The following is an 18,270-nucleotide window of genomic DNA, read 5'->3' on the forward strand; positions in this document are numbered from 1 at the left end:
ACCAGATATTTCCATCCTGTCCGAAGAATTCCTGGCGGAATTGAAAGGTATGGAACATAAAAATGTGGCACTGGAAGTCTTGAAAAAGCTTTTAAACGACGAGATTAAAGGTAGAGCTAAAAAGAACCTAGTAAGGAGTAAAAGCCTAATGGAAATGCTCGAAAGTTCAATTCAGAAATACCAAAACAAAATCCTGACTGCCGCCCAGGTAATGGATGAGCTGATTAAGCTTAGTAAGGAAATCGTAGAGATGGACAGCGAAGCCAAAGCAATGGGGCTGACGGAATACGAATATGCTTTCTACACTTCCGTAGCAAATAACGACAGCGCTAAGGAGCTGATGGAAAAAGATAAGTTAAGAGAATTAGCTGTGGTACTCACTGAAACGATCAGGCAAAACGCATCCATCGATTGGACGATCAAGGAAAGTGTTAAGTCTAAATTGAAAGTGGCAGTGAAGAGACTTTTGCGGAGATACGGCTATCCGCCAGATATGCAATTATTGGCTACTGAGACGGTTTTGAAGCAGGCTGAGTTGATTGCTAAGGAGTTGATGGGTTAGAAATGGAATAGAAATTTGATAATAATCATACAAAAAAATTTGGTATATCTATGTGGGCAGATAATGAAACTTCGGAAGATCTTTTAGGATTTAAAATACACGCCGATTTATTGGTTGATGTAATCAAAGATGACAAGGTCTTACCTGTCACAATTGGAGTTTTTGGGGATTGGGGGAGTGGTAAATCTAGTATTCTGAAAATTGTTGAAGAGGAATTAACGGCAGGTGGAGAAGACGGATTTAAAGATGGAACCCTTGTCTTGTATTTCAACGGATGGGTATTTGAAGGTTATGATGATGCAAAGGCAGCATTATTGGAATCTATTATCGAAAAATTTGCTAAGCATAAGACTATTGGAAATAAAGTAAAAGATAAAACAGCAAAGCTCTTCAAATCTGTAAAGTGGATGCGTTTATTAGGATTAAGCTTCAAGAAGGTAATCATTCCAGGCGCAGCAGCATATTTAACTGGTGGCGCTTCCTTATTGCCGTTCTTAGTAAACGAATTCTCTAAGTTTCAGCCGCAAGATGTTGCTGAAAAACTCACCGGTGAAGATGCCGAAGACTTTTTAAAAGACATTATTAAAAAGAATGAAGATGAAGACGTAACAATTGTGCGAGAGTTTCGTAACGATTTTAAGGAAATGATAGATGAGTCTGAAATAAAAAAACTTGTTGTGATTATTGACGATTTAGATAGGTGTACCCCTGATAGACTTATCGAAAACCTTGAAGCAATTAAACTGTTTCTAAATGTCGAGAAAACAGCATTTGTGATTGGTGCTGACCCAAGAATTGTAAGACATGCTATTGAGCATCGTTATAAAACTGATAGTATTGAAAACGCTGATGACCCAAATAGCAGGAATAAACGAATTGTTAGTGACTATTTGGAAAAACTTATCCAAATTCCTTATTATCTGCCTAAGTTAACAGATAATGAGGTTGAAACTTATCTAACCTTACTTTTCTGTAAGATGGTAATGGGAGATGATTTCTTAAAAGTAATAAACGCTTTCAAGAAAAATAGGGAGAATAGTAGATATGATGTTTTTGGATTGGGTGATATTCAAGATTTAGCAACGGAAGAACAAAGAAAACAGTTGACTGAAAGTGTTTCGTTGATAGCTTCGCTTTCACCGATTATTACAGAAGGGTTAAAAGGAAATCCCCGACAAATAAAAAGATTTTTAAACACCTTTACATTAAGAAATCGACTTGTAAAAGTTGCTAAATTATCAGATTTTAAAATTGAGATCTTGGCTAAATTAATGGTATTGGAATATTCTTCTACAAATCTATTTAAGGAAATATACAACTGGCAGTCTTTACAAAAGGGAGAATCCCAACAGCTTGTAGACCTTGAAAAGTTAGCGGTAGAAGAAAAAACTGATGAAATAAAAAAGCAATTTTCGTCTGACTGGGCTTCTGAAAAAGTAATGAAGTGGCTAAATGCTGAACCGAAACTTGCAAACGTGGATTTACGAGACTATTACTGGATATCGAGAGATCAGCTTTCTACTACAATAAGTGGAGCATCTTTGATACCGCCACATATTCGTAGTTTAACCAAAAAACTAATAGATCATGGGTCAGGAAGCATTTTGACCAATATTATTACGCAAGAAGTGATTGGGAAATTAAACACTTCGGAATTTGAAACATTGCTATCATTACTTGAAAAAGAATTAAGTAAGTTTTCGGAAAATGATAGTATTCACAAAGTTTTTATTGAAATGATGGCTAAAAATATACAAGGTGTAATAGAATCTTATGGTAGAGCCATAGCAAAAACAGACAATAGTAAAATACCTTTCAGTTTGCGTAGCGAATTTGCATTAGCGGAAGTGAAAAATGTAGACGTCAAATCTCTATATAGTCAGTTTGAAAAGACGTCTCAAATTTATAAAGCACTAAATCCTAAAAAATAATGGGAACAACTCAAAGAATGACGCCTGGTGTTTCAGGGGAGCCTAATTGGGGGGATTTAAACAAATCAATTACCCACGTTGCTAAAACTATTGAAAAAGAGAAGCAAGTGGAAAATGATGATACTATTTCGTCAGAGGATTCCATAAAGCATTTTGAAAAAATAGAAACAAGGAGAAAAGCACACCTTAAATCTGCATTTAATAACCTTGTAAAAACCGGTGGCGGGAGATCAAAAATAAGTGGCGGTAAATCATCTTCAATTGGCAAAGCTGGTATTAAATCTGCCGGAAGAATAGCAAGCTTTTTCGGAGGAGTTGGAAGTAATGGCTTGCAACAAACCTTAGTTGATATCGGGTTTGGCTCTTTGGAGGGTAAGTCCTTTCAAGACGTGCTTGACTTCTTGCTGGTGTTTTGTTCGGATTCTAATGAAGGAATGGATGAAACAGCCGCTAATAATGCTTCTTGTGAAATTATGAAGCAACTTGCAGCACTAGCTGAAAATGACCTGAATAAGTTCGAGGAACTTGTTAAAGAATATGTTGAAGGAGAGGGATTGGCAGACTTACTCTGTAATTTTTGGGGCCTATATATTTTCGAGCATTTATCCCAAAGATTTGAAGAAAAAGTGAAGCAACAAAAAGGCATAGAAATTGGGAAGGAGACTTTTAAGATAATCAAGGCAGATATACTTGGTCAGGTAAAGGTTTTGAACACCCAACGACCTGTTGCCAAAATTGACTGGAAAGGAGATGCAGGGAAAAGAGAGATAGAAAAAATTTTTGATTCCGTAATTAAAATCATTTGCGATGAAAACAATTAATGTTGGCAAACTCACCTATGATAAACCTTCCGGTGATGGAACTATAAATTTGGTAGAGTCCTCAGGAAGAAATGCAACACTCAATATTGATTTAGAAACGCTACTACCATTTGCCAATCTTGTAAGTAAGGAGGTTTTTGATTTTTTTACAATAAGCGCTTCTGTTTATGGAATTGATAGGTTTGTAGAAAGAAAACAAAATTCAGTAGATGGTTGGTCAAGAGAACTGAAAGTCAGCTTTCCTGTTCATGATCCCTCGAAATGGAATTACTGTAAAAAAGAGTTAAACAGTTTGCTGTCTTTCTTAACCGGAGATTATTGGGATGTATCATTTAGAAAGGAGGTGTTCGATATGCCTCAGGTAGCACTAACCAATGAATATTCAATCCAGTTTGCACAGGTTAATTTATTGTCCGGTGGTTTGGATTCTTTGATCGGAGCACTAGATTTCCTTAAACAGAAACCCAACGAGAAAGTTTTGTTTGTATCTCATTATGACCCTCAAATGAGAGGTGTATTAAAAGATCAAGGAAAAGTAATTCCTAGCTTGGAAAAAGAATATCCTAACCAATTTGGATATATCCCGTCTATCAGAATTATGTTGGAGAAGGATTCACGGGTTGCAAGGGAAAAGACTTTTAGAAGCAGATCAATTTTGTTTGTTGGACTTGCACTAATAGCAGCTGAGGCTACAAAAACTAAAAGTATAATGGTTCCGGAAAATGGAACCGTTTCTTTAAACTTTCCTCTGAGTGTTTCAAGAAGAAGTTCTTGTAGCACAAGAACAACACATCCATATGTTTTAGAAAGTATAATTACATTATGGAGTAAGCTTTCTATCGCAACTCGTATTTCCAACCCTTATGAGTTCAAAACGAAGGGGGAAATGGTAGTAGAATGTTTTAAAAATAACACAACCCATTTAGGTTTAATTGAAAATTCAAATTCGTGTGGTAAAAGAGGACACGTGAAGGATTGGACGAATCGAGGTGCTACTCACTGTGGGGTTTGCATGCCTTGTATATATAGACAAGCTGCACTGCTAACACTAAAAGATAAAACAGATTATGGAGATTTAATAAATAACTTATTTCCTGGAAAAGAGAAGCGCGACAAGTCTCAGGATTCGGGAGCCATGTTGGATTTCTTAAACAATCCAATTACCAAAGAAGAGATTAAACAGGAGCTAATTGTAGGCGGTGTAAAAAATTTAGTAAAGTTAAATCAGTTTGTTGAAGTGGTTTGGAGGACTAGAAAAGAGCTAGAACAATGGGTAAAGAAGGTTGGCAACTCAGCCATTAAGTTAAAAGCGGGCGTTTAGATGTTAGATACACATTGTCATATTGATTTATATCCAAAGCCAGAGATGATTCTTAATGAGTGCGAAAGGCAGGGCTTTCCTATATTGTCAATGACGAATTTGCCAAGTCACTTTGAGAGAGGGTTGCCTTTTTTTCAAAACATGACAAAGGTAAGGCAGGCATTAGGAATGCATCCCTTGTACGCAGAATTTCATGAAAGTGAATTTCCTAAGTTTTTGAAAAATCTGTCTAAAACATCATACATCGGAGAGGTAGGGTTAGATTTTTCGAAAGAGGGTACTGCCACGAAAGAGATACAAGGTAAGACTTTCGAGAGCATATTGAGTGCGGTGGCCGATAAAAAGAAGCTTTTGAGTATTCATTCTAGACGAGCCGAAAAGGAAGTCTTAATTCTATTAAAAAAGTATAAAATAAAGAACGCAATATTTCATTGGTACTCTGGGGGGCTGGAGTTAATCGATGAAATTATTCACGAGGGGTATTACTTCTCAATAAATCCCGGTATGGTAAAATCAATGTCAGGTAAAAAGATTATTTCAAGAATTCCGAAAGATTTTATTTTAACTGAAACAGACGGGCCATTTGTCGTCGAGTACAACAACGTACCACTTAAACCTGGTAAAGTTGAAACTGTCATCAGCTTCCTTTCTAGTGACTGGAAATTGCATGATAAAGATGTGTCAAGTCTAATTCAGGTAAATTTTCAACGGTTAATTTCAAATTTGAGATAGTTTTGACCACCCTTTTAGCCACCCCTAAAAAGTAAGACGCCTGACAATCAATCGATTGTCAGGCGTCTTTGTACCCGGAGCCGGAGTCGAACCGGCACGAGTGTAACCTCATTGGTGTTTGAGACCAACGCGTCTACCAATTCCGCCATCCGGGCATTGATCTTGTCTTGTTGGGAGTGCAAAAGTAGGGAGAAAAACAGATTAAGCAAGTTTCCTGCCTGAAAAACTTAATGAAAATTTTAATGTTTATTGTACCCGATACCTAACTCGTTTATTCATAGCGCAATGCCTCGATCGGATCCAGCCTTGATGCCTTGATCGCCGGGTATATGCCTGAAAGTACGCCCACGAACACGCAAACCGCTATACCCATCGCCATCCACAGCCACGGGATCACAAACGAACTGCCTGAGCTGATCGAATTGGAAATGACATTCCCGATAATGATGCCCAGGAACAGCCCTCCGATACCACCGATAATGCAGACCACGATGGCTTCAATCAGGAACTGGAAACGGATCACTTTCGGCGTGGCGCCCAGCGACTTGCGGATGCCGATCTCACGGGTGCGCTCGGTCACGGAAACCAGCATAATGTTCATCAATGCAATGGAGGCGCCTAAAAGTGTGATGATACCAATCCCGAAACCACCAATGCGAAGGTAGCCTGTTACATTTTCGAAGTCTTTGGCAATCGCGTCGGCGCGGTCGATGGTAAAGGAATCTTCTTTGCCCAATTCGTCATTTCGTATCCGGCGCATGATGCCCCGCGCTTCTTCTACTATGAAATCGCCATCAGAAATGTTGGGGGCCGATGCAGTAATATTGTAGGTCAATGCACGGTTTGCAGCCAGTCCGCGGCCATTTTCCAGCGGAATGAGGATGATCCGGTCGGAGTCGTTATTGCCACCGAGTGAGCCTTTTTTTTGCAAAACACCAATCACTTTGTACTTGCTTCCCATAAAGGTGACTTCCTTATTGATCGGATTAACCCGTTCGAAAAGCTTCCGCGCGACTTCTTGCCCTAGTACCGCTACATTCAGGGAGTTTTCCATGTCATTGCGGTCCAGATTGCGCCCCTGGTCAATTTTATATCCTTTAGTGCCCAGAAATTGTTCATCAGAACCGATGACACTACTGTTTGGGTTAGTCTTTTTTGAAAAGTAATTCACCTGCACTGCGCCTCCGATAGCGGCTGACAAAGAGGCTGTTGCGTTGTAGTCTGCCTTGAATTTGTTCGCGAATGTCAGTGCCTGCCGGTAGTTGACAGGCGGGTATTGTTTGTTTTTCCGGCCGTCATTCCGCCAGTCGTCGTATTCGTGGTTTTTGACGGTAAATGTATTGGCCCCGAGGTCGGCAAAGCTGCTGTTTACCGAGTTTTGAATGCCTTCAATGGCCGTCAGGATCCCAACGAGCGAGGTGATGCCGATGGCAATAATCATGGCTGTAAGTACCGTCCTGAGCAGATTACTCTGAATGGATCGCAGCCCTTCATCTACATTTTCACGAATATTCATATCGGGTATTGCTTATGCACCATAATGGGCTTTCTGTCGTTAAAATTGCGAAACGGTACAATTTCTTTATATATTTAATCATTACAATACGTAAAGCTGCACATGAAACGTGAAAGAATCAAACCAGTGACACGGCTGTTTATCCCGCTTATCATTTTTTTGGCTACATCCCTGAATAGCATGGCCAACAGGCTGCTGATACCCATGGATGAGAGCCAAAAAAACCACTTGAAAGCGTACGGCATCTCGTTCTGGATATTGAAAACCTATGAAATGGAAATGGATTGGTTGCTCAATTACCGGGGAGGAAGTTTCATGGTGGCTTACAACCAGCAGTTTGCTTCTGAAATGACGGTTAGAGGGGTTAGTTTCGAGGTAATATCCGAGGGACAGGCCGGGCAGATATTGAGTGAAATCAGTGCGCCGGATGTGAACATGGATGCCGTAAAGTTGCAAAAAGCGCCTAAAATAGCGGTGTATTCACCCAAATCAAAGTTGCCCTGGGATGATGCTGTGACCTTGGTACTGACGTATGCGGAGATTCCATACGACGTGATTTATGATGAAGAAGTACTGAACACGAAGCTGCCTGAGTACGATTGGCTGCATTTGCACCACGAAGATTTTACAGGCCAGTTTGGTAAGTTTTTCCAATATAAAGATTACCCCTGGTACCGGGAGCAAAAGCGTGAGGCGGAAGAAACGGCTAATAAGTTTCAGTTTGGCAGTGTGCCGCAGATGAAGCTCGCTGTTGCCCAAAAAATCTCGGAATTCGTGACCGGTGGAGGCTATATGTTTGCGATGTGCAATGCTACCGACACATTCGATATTGCACTGGCTGCGGCAGGACTGGATATTGTGGAGTCGATGTATGACGGAACGCCGGCCGATCCTACCGCGAATGGGAAGCTCAATTACGACAACGCATTTGCTTTCACGGGCTTTAAAACCCTTCCTTATCCCTATGAAATAGAGTTTTCGGACATTGATAATCAGCCCGATGAACGTGGGATGACAGAAGCGAATGATTTTTTCTCATTGTTTCAGTTTTCGGCTAAATGGGACCCTGTGCCCAGTATGCTGACCCAAAATCACAAAACGATGATCAAAGGTTTTTTGGGGCAAACAACTGCGTTTAAAAACCGTCTGATCAAGCCGGAAGTGATTATTCTGGCAGAGAACAAATCGGCCAAGGAGGCACGGTACATTCACAGCATGCATGGAAAAGGCTTTTTCACTTACTATGGTGGCCACGATCCAGAGGATTACCAGCATCGGGTAGGAGAGGAACCGACCGATTTGAACCTGCACCCCAATTCGGCCGGGTATCGCTTGATACTTAACAACATTTTGTTTCCCGCAGCGAAAAAGAAGAAACTCAAAACCTAGTATTTAGGTAAATACATTAATTGTTCTAAACCACACAAACCGTGCGACATCGCACGGTTTTTTGTTTTTATTTTCGAGTTAAATATTTGTATTTCAATTGGTTAGAAATTGGCATGATAATGTATTCAAATGTTATGAATTAGCCATGAAATTATTTACCTCCTAAATCAAAAATACAATGGACCGCGAAGTCGCGCCGGATTACATTAAAAACAACAGGAACAGACGCTGGGTCATGATAGGAGTGATCATCATCGCGGTGGTCGCAACGCTGTATTTTTTCCGGAGATCGCTTGGAAGCACCCTGGAAAGTTCGAGAATTCGTACCGCGACGGTGGAAATCGGTGATGTTGAAAATACATTGACGGCCTCCGGGGAGATTATCCCTGCGTACGAGCAGATCTTCGCCAGCCCGATTCGTGCGAGCATCAAAAGGATCCTGCTGACGCCCGGAACGAGGGTGCAGCCCGGCCAGCCCATAGTAGAACTCGACAAATCGCTGACCGAGATCGAAGCCGAACGTTATCAGGACCAGCTGGATCTGAAACTGAACAGCATTGAACAGCTCAGAATGAGACTTAACAAAGATCTGTACGATGCAGAGATCAATGACAGGATCAAGTCGCTCAATATCAACAAACTGAAAGCAGATCTGGAAGATGCGAAACGACTTCAAAAGGTGGGTGGCGGAACGGCTGAGGACATTACCCGAGCTGACAATGCACTGAAGATCGCCGAATTGGAAAAAAAGCAGCTTGAAAACGACCTGAAATATAACCGCGAATCAATGAGCGCCAGCCTGAAAGAAACGGAACTGGGCGCTCAGATCGAAGGTAAGAATTTGAAAGAGTTGAAACATAAGCTCAAAATGGCAGATATCGTCGCTGACAGAAAAGGCGTACTGACCTGGGTTAATGAAAACATTGGTTCTTCGGTGAATGAGGGCGAAATGCTGGCGAAAGTAGCAGACCTGGGAAGCTTCCGGGTGGAAGGTAATTGCTCTGACGTATACGCGGAACAGGTCAAAACGGGGCTTTCGGTGATCATTAAAATGAATGAAGCCTTGCTTCGTGGCGTGATTACCCAAGTTAAACCCGCTGTGAAAGACGGGATCATTAGCTTCGTGATTCAATTGGATAATGCCCGAAACGAGTCATTACGGCCTAATATGAAGGTAGAAGTGTATGTGGTGACTAACAAAAGTTCGCGCACCCTACGTGTAGCGAACGGCCCTGCATTTACCGGCAAGCGTAAACAGTTTATTTATGTTCTGCGAAATCAGACTGCCTACCGTCGCGAAGTGGAGACGGGTCTCTCGAATTTTGATTTTATTGAAATCAAAAGTGGTCTTAAAACCGGCGAAAAGGTTATCGTGACTGATATGAATAATTATGAGCATTTGGAAGAGATTTCAATTCAATAAATGATGATGATGAGATACTTCTCCACCCTGCTTTTTATATTCATGATGAATCTGACGGCCTCGGCGCAGTTGCGTACGCTCGCATTGCAGGAGGTGGTTGATCTCGCCAAACAACAATCGATCGCGTCGAAACAGGCGGTTACCCAAAAGAAGACAAACTTCTGGCAGTACCGGTCATTTCTGGCGGATTACAAGCCGCAATTGAGCCTGAATGGTACGATACCTGGTTTTACAAAGTCGTACATTGAGGTAGTACAGCCCGATGGTTCTGTATCATTTCAGCGGGTTTCCAACAATAATTCGACGCTAAACTTGTCGCTGAGCCAGAGCATTGCACTCACGGGAGGTACGATTTACGTACAGCAGCAAATGCAGCGGTTTGACGATTTTGCCAGAAACAATACGCGGTACAATGGTATCCCTTTTGAAATAGGTCTTAGGCAACCGCTTTTCAGGTTTAATGCTTTGAAATGGGACCGCAAGATACAGCCGTTGAAGTACCAGGAAGGTAACCAGCAATATTTGCAATCGCTGGAACAAGTGGCCCTCGACGCTACCGGTTATTATTTTGACCTGCTGGTGGCCCAGGTCAACTTACAGATCGCGGAGAAAAACCGGAGCAATAATGATACACTTTACAAGATAGCGGGACATAAACTGGAACTGGGGAAAATCTCGCAAAATGACCTGCTGCAATTGCAAATGGGCTTATTAACTGCTCAAAAAGACCTTGCTTCTGCCCAACAATCGGCCGCAGTAGCGTCATTGAAACTGAAATTATACATGGGTACCAGGGACGAACGAGACCTTGCATTGGAAATTCCAATGGACACGAGAGAGTTTGCGGTTAACACGCAAATCGCATTGGATGAAGCTTTTGCAAATCGTTCCGCAGCCGTGGGTTTCCGTAGAAAGCTACTTGAAGCCGAGCGCGATGTGCAATTTGCCAGAAAGGAAAATGGTCTGAATGCATCATTGAATGCAACGTTTGGGTTGTCAAACCAGGGTCCGGGCCCCGCTGATGTTTACATTAGTCCGCAGGATCGTGAATTTGTAGAGTTGCAACTAACCTTGCCGATCATGACCTGGGGGCGTAATAAGGCCCGGACCGAGGTCGCGCGAGCTAACCAGGAGTTTGCACAACAATCGGTGGAGCAGGACAAGCTTACTTTTGAGCAGGAGATCTTCACGCAGGTGACACTTTTACAAATGTTGCAAAAACAGGTCAAGCTCACGCAACTAGCGGATAATATCGCCGCCGAGCGATACCAGATCGCCAAAGAAAGGTTTATACTAAGCGACCTCAGCGTGACCGATCTCGGCATAGCCACCCAAGAAAAAGACATTGCCCGAAGGGATTATATACTTGCTTTGCGAGACTACTGGCAATCCTATTACAGCCTGAGGTTACTGACATTATACGACTTTGAAAAAAACGAGAAAATAAGTTATTAGTAGCTATTGGGGCCGTAAGAGATTAACTGTCAGCGATTAACAAAACGTCATTCACTCATTCACTCATTCACTCATCAAAACACCGCCATGATTAAATTACAAAATGTAGAAAAAGTGTATCGGACCAGTTCCATTGAGACACTTGCGCTCAACAACATTAACCTGGATGTCAAAAAAGGGGAATTCGTATCCATTATGGGTCCTTCTGGTTGTGGCAAAAGCACTTTGCTGAACATCATGGGACTTTTGGATGAACCGTCCAAAGGTCATATCGAGATTGGTGGCAACAAGGTTGAAAAATATGGCGACAAGGAGCTGGCACATTTACGGAACCTGAAACTCGGCTTTATATTCCAGAGCTTTCATTTGATCAATGACCTGTCGGTGATCGATAATGTGGAAATCCCGCTTTTGTACCGCAGTACTTCGTCGAAAGAGCGTCGAGAGCTCGCACAGGAAGCATTGGAAAAAGTGGGGTTGAGCAATCGTATGAAGCATTTTCCAAAACAATTATCCGGCGGCCAAAAACAGCGCGTCGCCATCGCACGGGCTATCGTCGGCAAACCGGAGATAATTCTCGCCGATGAGCCTACCGGTAACCTGGACAGTGCAATGGGCAACGAGATCCTGAACATTTTGCAAAAACTGAATGAAGACGGAGCCACGATCGTAATGGTAACACACGACGACGCCATGGCCAAGCGTACGCATAGGTTGATCAGGTTGTTCGATGGAACGCAGGTGTTGTAGTTTTTAATTTTGAATGATTGAATGAGTGAATGAATGAATGAATGAATAAAAACGGCCATTCACTTCGTTCATCGCACCATCAACACGGTCATTGACTCACTCAAAATTAACCATTCACTAACTCGATCATTCAATCATTCAATCATTCAGTCATTCAAAATTATGCTCTCAAACTATATCAAAATCGCCTGGAAAGTGCTGCTGCGGCATCCTTTCTATACATTCATCACCCTGTTCGGGATCAGTTTGACGCTGACCGTTTTGATGGTATTGACTTCCTTTCTGGACCATTTGTTTGGTGCGCATTATCCGGAAGTCAATCGTGACCGGTCATTGTATATTGCGACGGTGATGCAAACGGATTCGTCCAGGACTTCAATGTCCACGGGGCCTGCAAGTTTTCCTTTCCTGACCAAACATGCCAAATCGCTTAAATCGGCTGAGAAAGTGTCGATTATGTCGAATTTTAGTTTTTCCAATACCTATATCAATGGCAAGAAGATCAAGCTGAACACGAAGTATACCGACGCCATTTTTTGGGAAGTAACGGGTTTCGAATTTCTGGAAGGAAAACCTTACAATGAGACCAATATCCAGAATTCGGATCTGGTGGCAGTCATTACGGATGCATTGCGCGACCAGTATTTTGAGAGCGGCAACGGCTCCGTCATAGGAAAGAGCATTGAAATAGAAAACATTCATTACAAGGTGATTGGCGTTGTAAAAGGCAGCCCACCTACCAGGCTGTATTCTTATTCAGATGTGTATTTTCCCTATACCGCACCGAAAAGTAACTATGAAAATAAAGGAATGCGGGGCCGGTTTCTGGCCATAGCCCTGGCCAGAAGTACTTCCGACATTCCTGCGATCCAGTCGGAGTTTGACAGCAACATTTCCAAAATACCCTTTGCCGAAATTAAGGACGGAGATCATTACACGGTACTGATCGTGAAGGCAGAAAAGTATTTCGATCATTTTCTGAACACATTCGCTAGAGATGCCACCCAGAAGTTTTTGTTCTATACCGTGGTCGGATTCGTGATCCTGATGTTTATGGGCCTGCCTGCGATTAATCTGGTGAATGTCAATGTGAGCCGGATTCTGGAAAGAGCGTCTGAAATAGGTGTAAGAAAAGCATTTGGCGCACCTTCCAGCGCATTGTTGTGGCAGTTTATCATCGAGAATGTCTTCATAACATTCATTGGGGGCACATTTGCACTGGCGTTGTCCTATCTGATTATCTACTTCATCAATTCCAGCGGATGGATCGCCTACGCCGATCTGACGATCAATGTGCCTGTATTTGTGATCAGCTTGGCCGTATGTCTGGTTTTCGGTTTGCTATCCGGCGTTTTACCAGCATTCAGAATGTCGAGGTTGAAGATCGTAGACGCGTTGAAGGCGTAGGATTTGTTCATTGACGCCGACCATCGAACCGGCCATTCACTCATTCATAATTCACTAATTAAGCCATGTTACGTCATCTCTTCAAATTAATATGGAATAAAAAAGGCACTCATTCTCTGCTGATTATTGAGATTTGGGCGTCTTTTCTGGTACTTTTCGGCGTGCTCTCGCTGATTGTTTACAATGTGAGAAATTACCTGCAGCCGATTGGCTTTGAATACGAGCAGGTCTGGAACCTGGACCTGGCGAGCAACCAGGACACTACCGATGTGGGAGGAAAGCTGCAACGGATACTGCAACGTGTAAAATCATATAAAGAGGTACAATCGGCCTCTCGGGCGAGTAGTAATACACCATTTTCGGCAAACCAGATCGGTAATTCAGTAACTTATAATAAGGTTGAAGTGGGTGCTGATTTCTATTACACTGGTACTGAGTTTGCCAAGACACTGGACCTGCCGCTCCTCAAAGGGCGTTGGTACCGGGAAGGCGATCTGGTCGCCAAATTCATTCCGATCGTCATCAATAAAAAAATGGAGAACAAGTTATTTTTAAATGAAACTGCATTAAACAAAGTCATCAAACTGGATGATAAAAGCTCCTATAAGGTCATGGGCGTGGTTGATAAATTCAAGGCGAAGGGAGAATTTATGAATGATAATCCGGCTCTGTTTCAGATGCTTGGCAAAGATGACCGCTGGAATTCAAACATTCTGGTGAAAACTGCTCCCGGTACCGATGCCAATTTTGAAGCTAAGCTGGTGAAAGACATTGCTTTAATGGTACCCGGCTGGGGGATTGAGGTGAGTTACCTGAAAGACTCGCGTGTGAATCGCCACAATCTGACGCTGGTACCGGTCATTATATTTCTGATCGTCAGCGGGTTTCTGCTTACCAATGTCGCTTTGGGGCTTTTCGGAATTTTGAACCTCAACATTGGAAGAAGAAAAAATGAGATAGGTTTACGACGGGCAATGGGCGCTACCGAGGGAAAAGTCACGATCCAGTTTCTGGGTGAAATATGGGTAATTGCCACTTTCAGCCTTATCATTGGTCTTTTGTTCGCCATTCAATTTCCGTTAATGCACGTTTTTGATCTGGATAGCGAAATTTACATGACCGCAATTTTTGCATCCATTGTGGTTATTTATATAATTGTCACACTTTGCGCATGGTTTCCAAGCCACCAGGCGTCCAGGATTCATCCGGCGTTGGCGTTGCATGAAGAATGAGTGAATGAATGAATGAATGTTTTTTGGCTAACAGCTAACAACTAACATCTAATACCCACTGCCAACGTTATCCCCCGATGCTATTAATAATTGACGACGATTTAGCGATACGGACCTCATTAACCCTGCTTTTGAAAAAGGAAGGTTATTCTGTAAAAGGAGTTGGGTCGCCGGAGGAGACATTTGATGCATTGAGGGCGGAAACACCGGAACTGATTCTGCTGGACCTCAATTTTTCTATTGAGACTTCGGGAAAGGAGGGGATGCATTTGTTGCAACGGATCAAGAAAAGCTACCCTGCTGTGCCCGTGATACTCATTACTGGCTGGGGCACGATCGATCTGGCCGTGCAGGGAATGAAGGACGGGGCCATTGACTTTATTACCAAACCCTGGCAGAACAGCTATTTGCTGCAATCTGTCAAAACCATTCTGAACCTTTCGCAGCAGGTACCGCTGTCGGGCAGCAGGCGAAAACTGGATCAGCAATACCATTTTGAAAACATTGTAGGCCAGGATCCCAAGCTGCTCGATATCCTCGAAACGATCGGTAGAGTGGCTTCCACGGACGCGCCCGTGCTCATTACGGGCGAGAGTGGTACCGGAAAAGAACTGATCGCGGAGGCAATTCATTTGAACAGCAAGCGTAAGTTGAGGCCGTTTGTGAAGGTGAATCTCGGCGGTATTTCTTCCACATTGTTCGAAAGTGAATTGTTCGGGCATGTGCGGGGCGCCTTCACGGATGCCAAAACAGACCGCGCGGGCCGGTTCGAAATGGCGCACCGGGGATCCATTTTTCTGGATGAAATCGGAGAACTGGACCTTTCCAGTCAGGTAAAACTGTTGCGTGTGTTGCAGGAACGCACATTTGAACCATTGGGAAGTAGTAAAAGCAGAACGGTAGACGTGCGGGTGATATGCGCCACAAACCGCAACCTGGAAGAAATGGTGGCCCAGGGTACTTTTCGGGAAGACCTGTATTATAGGATCAACCTGATCACCGTGAAGCTCCCGGCACTGAGGGAACGCCCGGACGACATTCCGCTTCTGTCTGAATTTTTTGTCAATAACCTGAAAACCATTTACCAGCGTCCCAATCTCCTACTCAGTGCTGCTGCGATGAAATGGCTTCGGACGTTGTCATTGCAGGGAAACATTCGTCAGTTGAAAAACCTGGTCGAGAGAACGGTATTATTATCGAGCAAGGATACCCTTGATATCGTTGATTTTCAGAAGAATATGACAGTTGGCAACGAAGTGTCGGCCCGTAAAAACCTGCCAGAGGTGGGTACCATTACTTTGGAAGAGATGGAGTATCAGATGATCGCGAAAGCGATGACTTTTCATCAGAATAAGGTGAGCAAGGTGGCGAGATCATTGGGTATAACACGTTTCGCCCTCTACCGCCGGCTCGAAAAGTACGGAATTTCTTATGATTCCGAAGACCTATGAGATTATCCACGAAAGTCCAATACATTCTCTATATCCTGGCATTGCACGCTGTCCTGGTGTTTTTGGTGTATAAAGTCCTTTATCATGACAAATTGATTTTCATTGGTTCAGAAGTTTTTCTGCTGCTTTCCGCCATTGCCTCCATTCAGTTATATCAAAATTTTATGCAACCTATCCAATTTGTGAGATCCGGGATTGAAGCGATCAAGGACAAGGATTTCTCGATCAAATTTGTGCCTACCGGCAAAGGAGAGGTGGACACTTTGATAGAGGTCTATAACCTCATGATAGACCAGCTGCGGGAAGAGCGTACCAAATTGCATGAGCAGCATTTTTTTCTGGAAAAGCTCATCGAAGCCTCGCCGATTTCGATCATTATCCTTGATTTTGATGATAAAATCGAGTCGTTGAACCTGAAAGCCAAGCAGCAATTTCATAACGATAGTATTCAGCTGATTGGTAAGAAACTGGATGAATCCGGCCTGCCTTTGCTGGCGGAACTGGCTGATGTGCAGGACGGAGAGTCTCGGGTAGTGAAAACGAACGGGATCGTGACATTCAAAGTGCAGCGTTCCCATTTTATGGATCAGGGCTTTCGCAGGTCGTTTTTGATGATAGAGGAATTGACGAATGAAATACTGGAATCGGAGAAGAATGCTTATGGAAAAGTGATCCGGATGATGGCGCACGAGGTTAACAACACTTTGGGAGCGACAGATTCTATCTTGCAGACTACGAGCAGCGTCCTGACCGACGATTCGTTTCTGGATGTGCGTGAAGCATTGCAGATCGCGTCGGACCGAAACCAGCGGCTGACGAAGTTTATGCGAAATTTTGCGGATGTGGTGCGGCTACCATTACCTGCATTGGAACAAACTGACGTGGTAAAACTGGTTCGAGACGTAGCCATATTTATGGAACCCGCAGCCCGACAAAATGGCGTGTCCATTCAAATTATTGCTGCTGAGCATTCCGTTTTCAAAAATCTGGATGCCGGGCAAATGGAACATGTTTTTGTCAATGTATTTAAAAATGCGATCGAGGCCTGCGAGACTGGTCGGGAGATCCAGGCGGCTGTTGGCAATGGTAAAGTGATCATCCGTAATAATGGGAAACCTATTGATAATGAAACCGGTGTACAGCTTTTTAATCCTTTTTTCAGTACCAAACGCGATGGTCAGGGCATTGGGTTGACGCTCACCAGGGAAATCCTGATCAATCACAGCTTCGCATTTTCACTGGAAACGGGTACGGACGGATGGACTGCCTTTACGATCGATATGAATTTCTGACTAATGCCTGCGAACGCGGATTGCGAACACATTGGCAGGGTTAACGACCATCAATTGCCGGATATCAGCGTCGGTAATGCCTTTTTGTGTCAAAAGAGGGAGTAATTTGTCCGGAATCGCCGTATAACCTCTGAACTCACCACCATCAGGTTCACCCGGTCGGTACCAGCCCGCATCGTGAGATACCAGTACTTGATTGAGCACCCCCTTGCTTTTCAAGAAAACGATCAGTTCTGCATTTTTTTCCAAACTGCCTTCACTAATACCATCCAGACTGATCCAGCAGCCGGTTTTGGCCAATTCTGTAAACTCTTCATTGCTTCCGTTGGCGTGTACCCAAACGAATGCGGAAGGGCTTACCCCTGTTTTTTTTAGTATCTCAATTTCCTCACGTGCGGGTAGCGCGGGGCCGGTGTGGGAGCAGATTGTCAGGCCGGTTTTCAAATGTGTGAGGGACGCCGCTTTAACGAGTTTTTGATGAATTTCTGACAATGAACCACCATTCACACCAGTTTTGATAAAGCCCGGTTTAATTTCGGTACCATCAATTCCATTTTCAAATTCTTTGATCCAACGAGCAGCCAGTTGCTCTGCGCTTTCTGTAAACGCCCATTTGGGGAGATATTTGTTATCCGAAGCGCCGTAGTAGCCGGTGTTGGTCAGAATATTCAGCCCGGATTCTCTGGATAATTTTTGGAGCAACAACACGTCCCTACCGATGAATGCAGGCGTACATTCCACAATAGTTTGAATGCCTTTTGATTTTACTTCCATTAAATATGGAAGTACTTTCTTAATCACGTCGTCATGATTCCAGCGGTCAGGACTTATTTTGTCCGCACCAATAAAATCGACCAGAACGTGCTCATGAATAAGAGCTGTACCTAGTTTAGAGACATTTACTTTTCCGTTAACGGAGTAGGTAAAGCTTTCTTTGGGATTGAGATTCTGAAAAAACAACGGTGCGGTAGCACAAGTTTTCACGAAT

General features: G+C 43.2%; 15 protein-coding genes and 1 tRNA gene. 13 read left to right on the forward strand and 3 right to left on the reverse strand.

Annotated features, from left to right (window positions below; genetic code table 11):
• The 5 genes from ABIO93_RS03490 to qatD form a co-directional block, all read left to right on the forward strand.
• Positions 1-562, forward strand: a 562-nt coding sequence (locus tag ABIO93_RS03490) for a DUF3387 domain-containing protein (protein WP_348064481.1), incomplete at its 5' end; no start/stop codon positions are given.
• Between the two features lie 50 nt (positions 563-612).
• On the forward strand, positions 613-2,493 hold the full coding sequence (locus tag ABIO93_RS03495; protein ID WP_348064483.1) for a P-loop NTPase fold protein: 1,881 nt from the start codon (positions 613-615) through the stop codon (positions 2,491-2,493).
• Complete coding sequence (locus tag ABIO93_RS03500; protein WP_348064485.1) at positions 2,493-3,314, forward strand: hypothetical protein; 822 nt, start codon at positions 2,493-2,495, stop codon at positions 3,312-3,314. Before ABIO93_RS03495 ends, ABIO93_RS03500 begins: the two co-directional genes overlap by 1 nt.
• Entirely contained in the window at positions 3,301-4,635 is a 1,335-nt protein-coding gene (qatC, locus tag ABIO93_RS03505) for a Qat anti-phage system QueC-like protein QatC (RefSeq protein ID WP_348064487.1), read from the forward strand. Before ABIO93_RS03500 ends, qatC begins: the two co-directional genes overlap by 14 nt.
• Positions 4,636-5,367, forward strand: coding sequence for a Qat anti-phage system TatD family nuclease QatD (gene qatD / locus ABIO93_RS03510; protein WP_348064489.1), 732 nt, complete (start codon positions 4,636-4,638; stop codon positions 5,365-5,367).
• A gap of 71 nt (positions 5,368-5,438) precedes the next feature.
• Here the strand turns inward: qatD and ABIO93_RS03515 are convergent.
• Together ABIO93_RS03515 and ABIO93_RS03520 are read right to left on the reverse strand one after the other, a co-directional pair.
• Positions 5,439-5,522 (reverse strand) — tRNA-Leu (locus ABIO93_RS03515).
• A 116-nt stretch (positions 5,523-5,638) separates the two neighbouring features.
• Positions 5,639-6,883 carry an ABC transporter permease gene (locus ABIO93_RS03520; RefSeq protein ID WP_348064491.1) on the reverse strand — a complete coding sequence of 415 codons (1,245 nt, stop codon included), beginning with the start codon at positions 6,881-6,883 and terminating at the stop codon, positions 5,639-5,641.
• 126 nt (positions 6,884-7,009) lie between these two features.
• Between ABIO93_RS03520 and ABIO93_RS03525 the strand changes: the two genes are divergently transcribed.
• The 8 genes from ABIO93_RS03525 to ABIO93_RS03560 all read left to right on the forward strand — a co-directional run bounded on the left by ABIO93_RS03525 (position 7,010) and on the right by ABIO93_RS03560 (position 17,282).
• A complete protein-coding gene (locus tag ABIO93_RS03525) occupies positions 7,010-8,272 on the forward strand; it encodes an asparagine synthetase B (RefSeq protein ID WP_348064624.1) in 1,263 nt (420 codons plus the stop codon).
• Between the two features lie 178 nt (positions 8,273-8,450).
• Positions 8,451-9,695: an efflux RND transporter periplasmic adaptor subunit gene (locus ABIO93_RS03530; protein WP_348064493.1), complete on the forward strand. Its 1,245-nt coding sequence runs from the start codon at positions 8,451-8,453 to the stop codon at positions 9,693-9,695.
• Positions 9,696-11,150, forward strand: coding sequence for a TolC family protein (locus tag ABIO93_RS03535; protein ID WP_348064495.1), 1,455 nt, complete (start codon positions 9,696-9,698; stop codon positions 11,148-11,150).
• Between the two features lie 87 nt (positions 11,151-11,237).
• The gene (locus ABIO93_RS03540; RefSeq protein WP_348064497.1) at positions 11,238-11,900 is read left to right on the forward strand and encodes an ABC transporter ATP-binding protein; all 663 of its coding nucleotides are present in this window, start codon (positions 11,238-11,240) and stop codon (positions 11,898-11,900) included.
• A gap of 162 nt (positions 11,901-12,062) precedes the next feature.
• Positions 12,063-13,307, forward strand: coding sequence for an ABC transporter permease (locus ABIO93_RS03545; RefSeq protein ID WP_348064499.1), 1,245 nt, complete (start codon positions 12,063-12,065; stop codon positions 13,305-13,307).
• A 65-nt stretch (positions 13,308-13,372) separates the two neighbouring features.
• Positions 13,373-14,539: an FtsX-like permease family protein gene (locus ABIO93_RS03550; protein ID WP_348064501.1), complete on the forward strand. Its 1,167-nt coding sequence runs from the start codon at positions 13,373-13,375 to the stop codon at positions 14,537-14,539.
• Between the two features lie 77 nt (positions 14,540-14,616).
• Entirely contained in the window at positions 14,617-15,990 is a 1,374-nt protein-coding gene (locus ABIO93_RS03555; RefSeq protein WP_348064503.1) for a sigma-54 dependent transcriptional regulator, read from the forward strand.
• Positions 15,987-17,282 (forward strand): ATP-binding protein, encoded by a 1,296-nt coding sequence (locus tag ABIO93_RS03560; RefSeq protein WP_348064505.1) that lies wholly within the window; start codon positions 15,987-15,989, stop codon positions 17,280-17,282. Before ABIO93_RS03555 ends, ABIO93_RS03560 begins: the two co-directional genes overlap by 4 nt.
• Here ABIO93_RS03560 and ABIO93_RS03565 read toward each other — a convergent pair whose 3' ends face one another.
• On the reverse strand, positions 17,283-18,266 hold the full coding sequence (locus ABIO93_RS03565) for a phosphotriesterase (RefSeq protein WP_348064507.1): 984 nt from the start codon (positions 18,264-18,266) through the stop codon (positions 17,283-17,285).
• Positions 18,267-18,270: the final 4 nt, after the last annotated feature.

Origin of the sequence: Dyadobacter sp. (genome assembly GCF_039919315.1) — a bacterium.
Lineage (GTDB): Bacteria > Bacteroidota > Bacteroidia > Cytophagales > Spirosomataceae > Dyadobacter.

Bases quoted from the DNA above. Each gene is read 5' to 3' on its own strand.
- ABIO93_RS03495 (WP_348064483.1), top strand. From the start codon at position 613: ATGTGGGCAGATAATGAAACTTCGGAAGATCTTTTAGGATTTAAAATA.
- ABIO93_RS03500 (WP_348064485.1), top strand. From the start codon at position 2,493: ATGGGAACAACTCAAAGAATGACGCCTGGTGTTTCAGGGGAGCCTAAT.
- qatC (WP_348064487.1), top strand. From the start codon at position 3,301: ATGAAAACAATTAATGTTGGCAAACTCACCTATGATAAACCTTCCGGT.
- qatD (WP_348064489.1), top strand. From the start codon at position 4,636: ATGTTAGATACACATTGTCATATTGATTTATATCCAAAGCCAGAGATG.
- ABIO93_RS03520 (WP_348064491.1), bottom strand. From the start codon at position 6,883: ATGAATATTCGTGAAAATGTAGATGAAGGGCTGCGATCCATTCAGAGT.
- ABIO93_RS03530 (WP_348064493.1), top strand. From the start codon at position 8,451: ATGGACCGCGAAGTCGCGCCGGATTACATTAAAAACAACAGGAACAGA.
- ABIO93_RS03535 (WP_348064495.1), top strand. From the start codon at position 9,696: ATGATGATGATGAGATACTTCTCCACCCTGCTTTTTATATTCATGATG.
- ABIO93_RS03540 (WP_348064497.1), top strand. From the start codon at position 11,238: ATGATTAAATTACAAAATGTAGAAAAAGTGTATCGGACCAGTTCCATT.
- ABIO93_RS03545 (WP_348064499.1), top strand. From the start codon at position 12,063: ATGCTCTCAAACTATATCAAAATCGCCTGGAAAGTGCTGCTGCGGCAT.
- ABIO93_RS03550 (WP_348064501.1), top strand. From the start codon at position 13,373: ATGTTACGTCATCTCTTCAAATTAATATGGAATAAAAAAGGCACTCAT.
- ABIO93_RS03555 (WP_348064503.1), top strand. From the start codon at position 14,617: ATGCTATTAATAATTGACGACGATTTAGCGATACGGACCTCATTAACC.
- ABIO93_RS03560 (WP_348064505.1), top strand. From the start codon at position 15,987: ATGAGATTATCCACGAAAGTCCAATACATTCTCTATATCCTGGCATTG.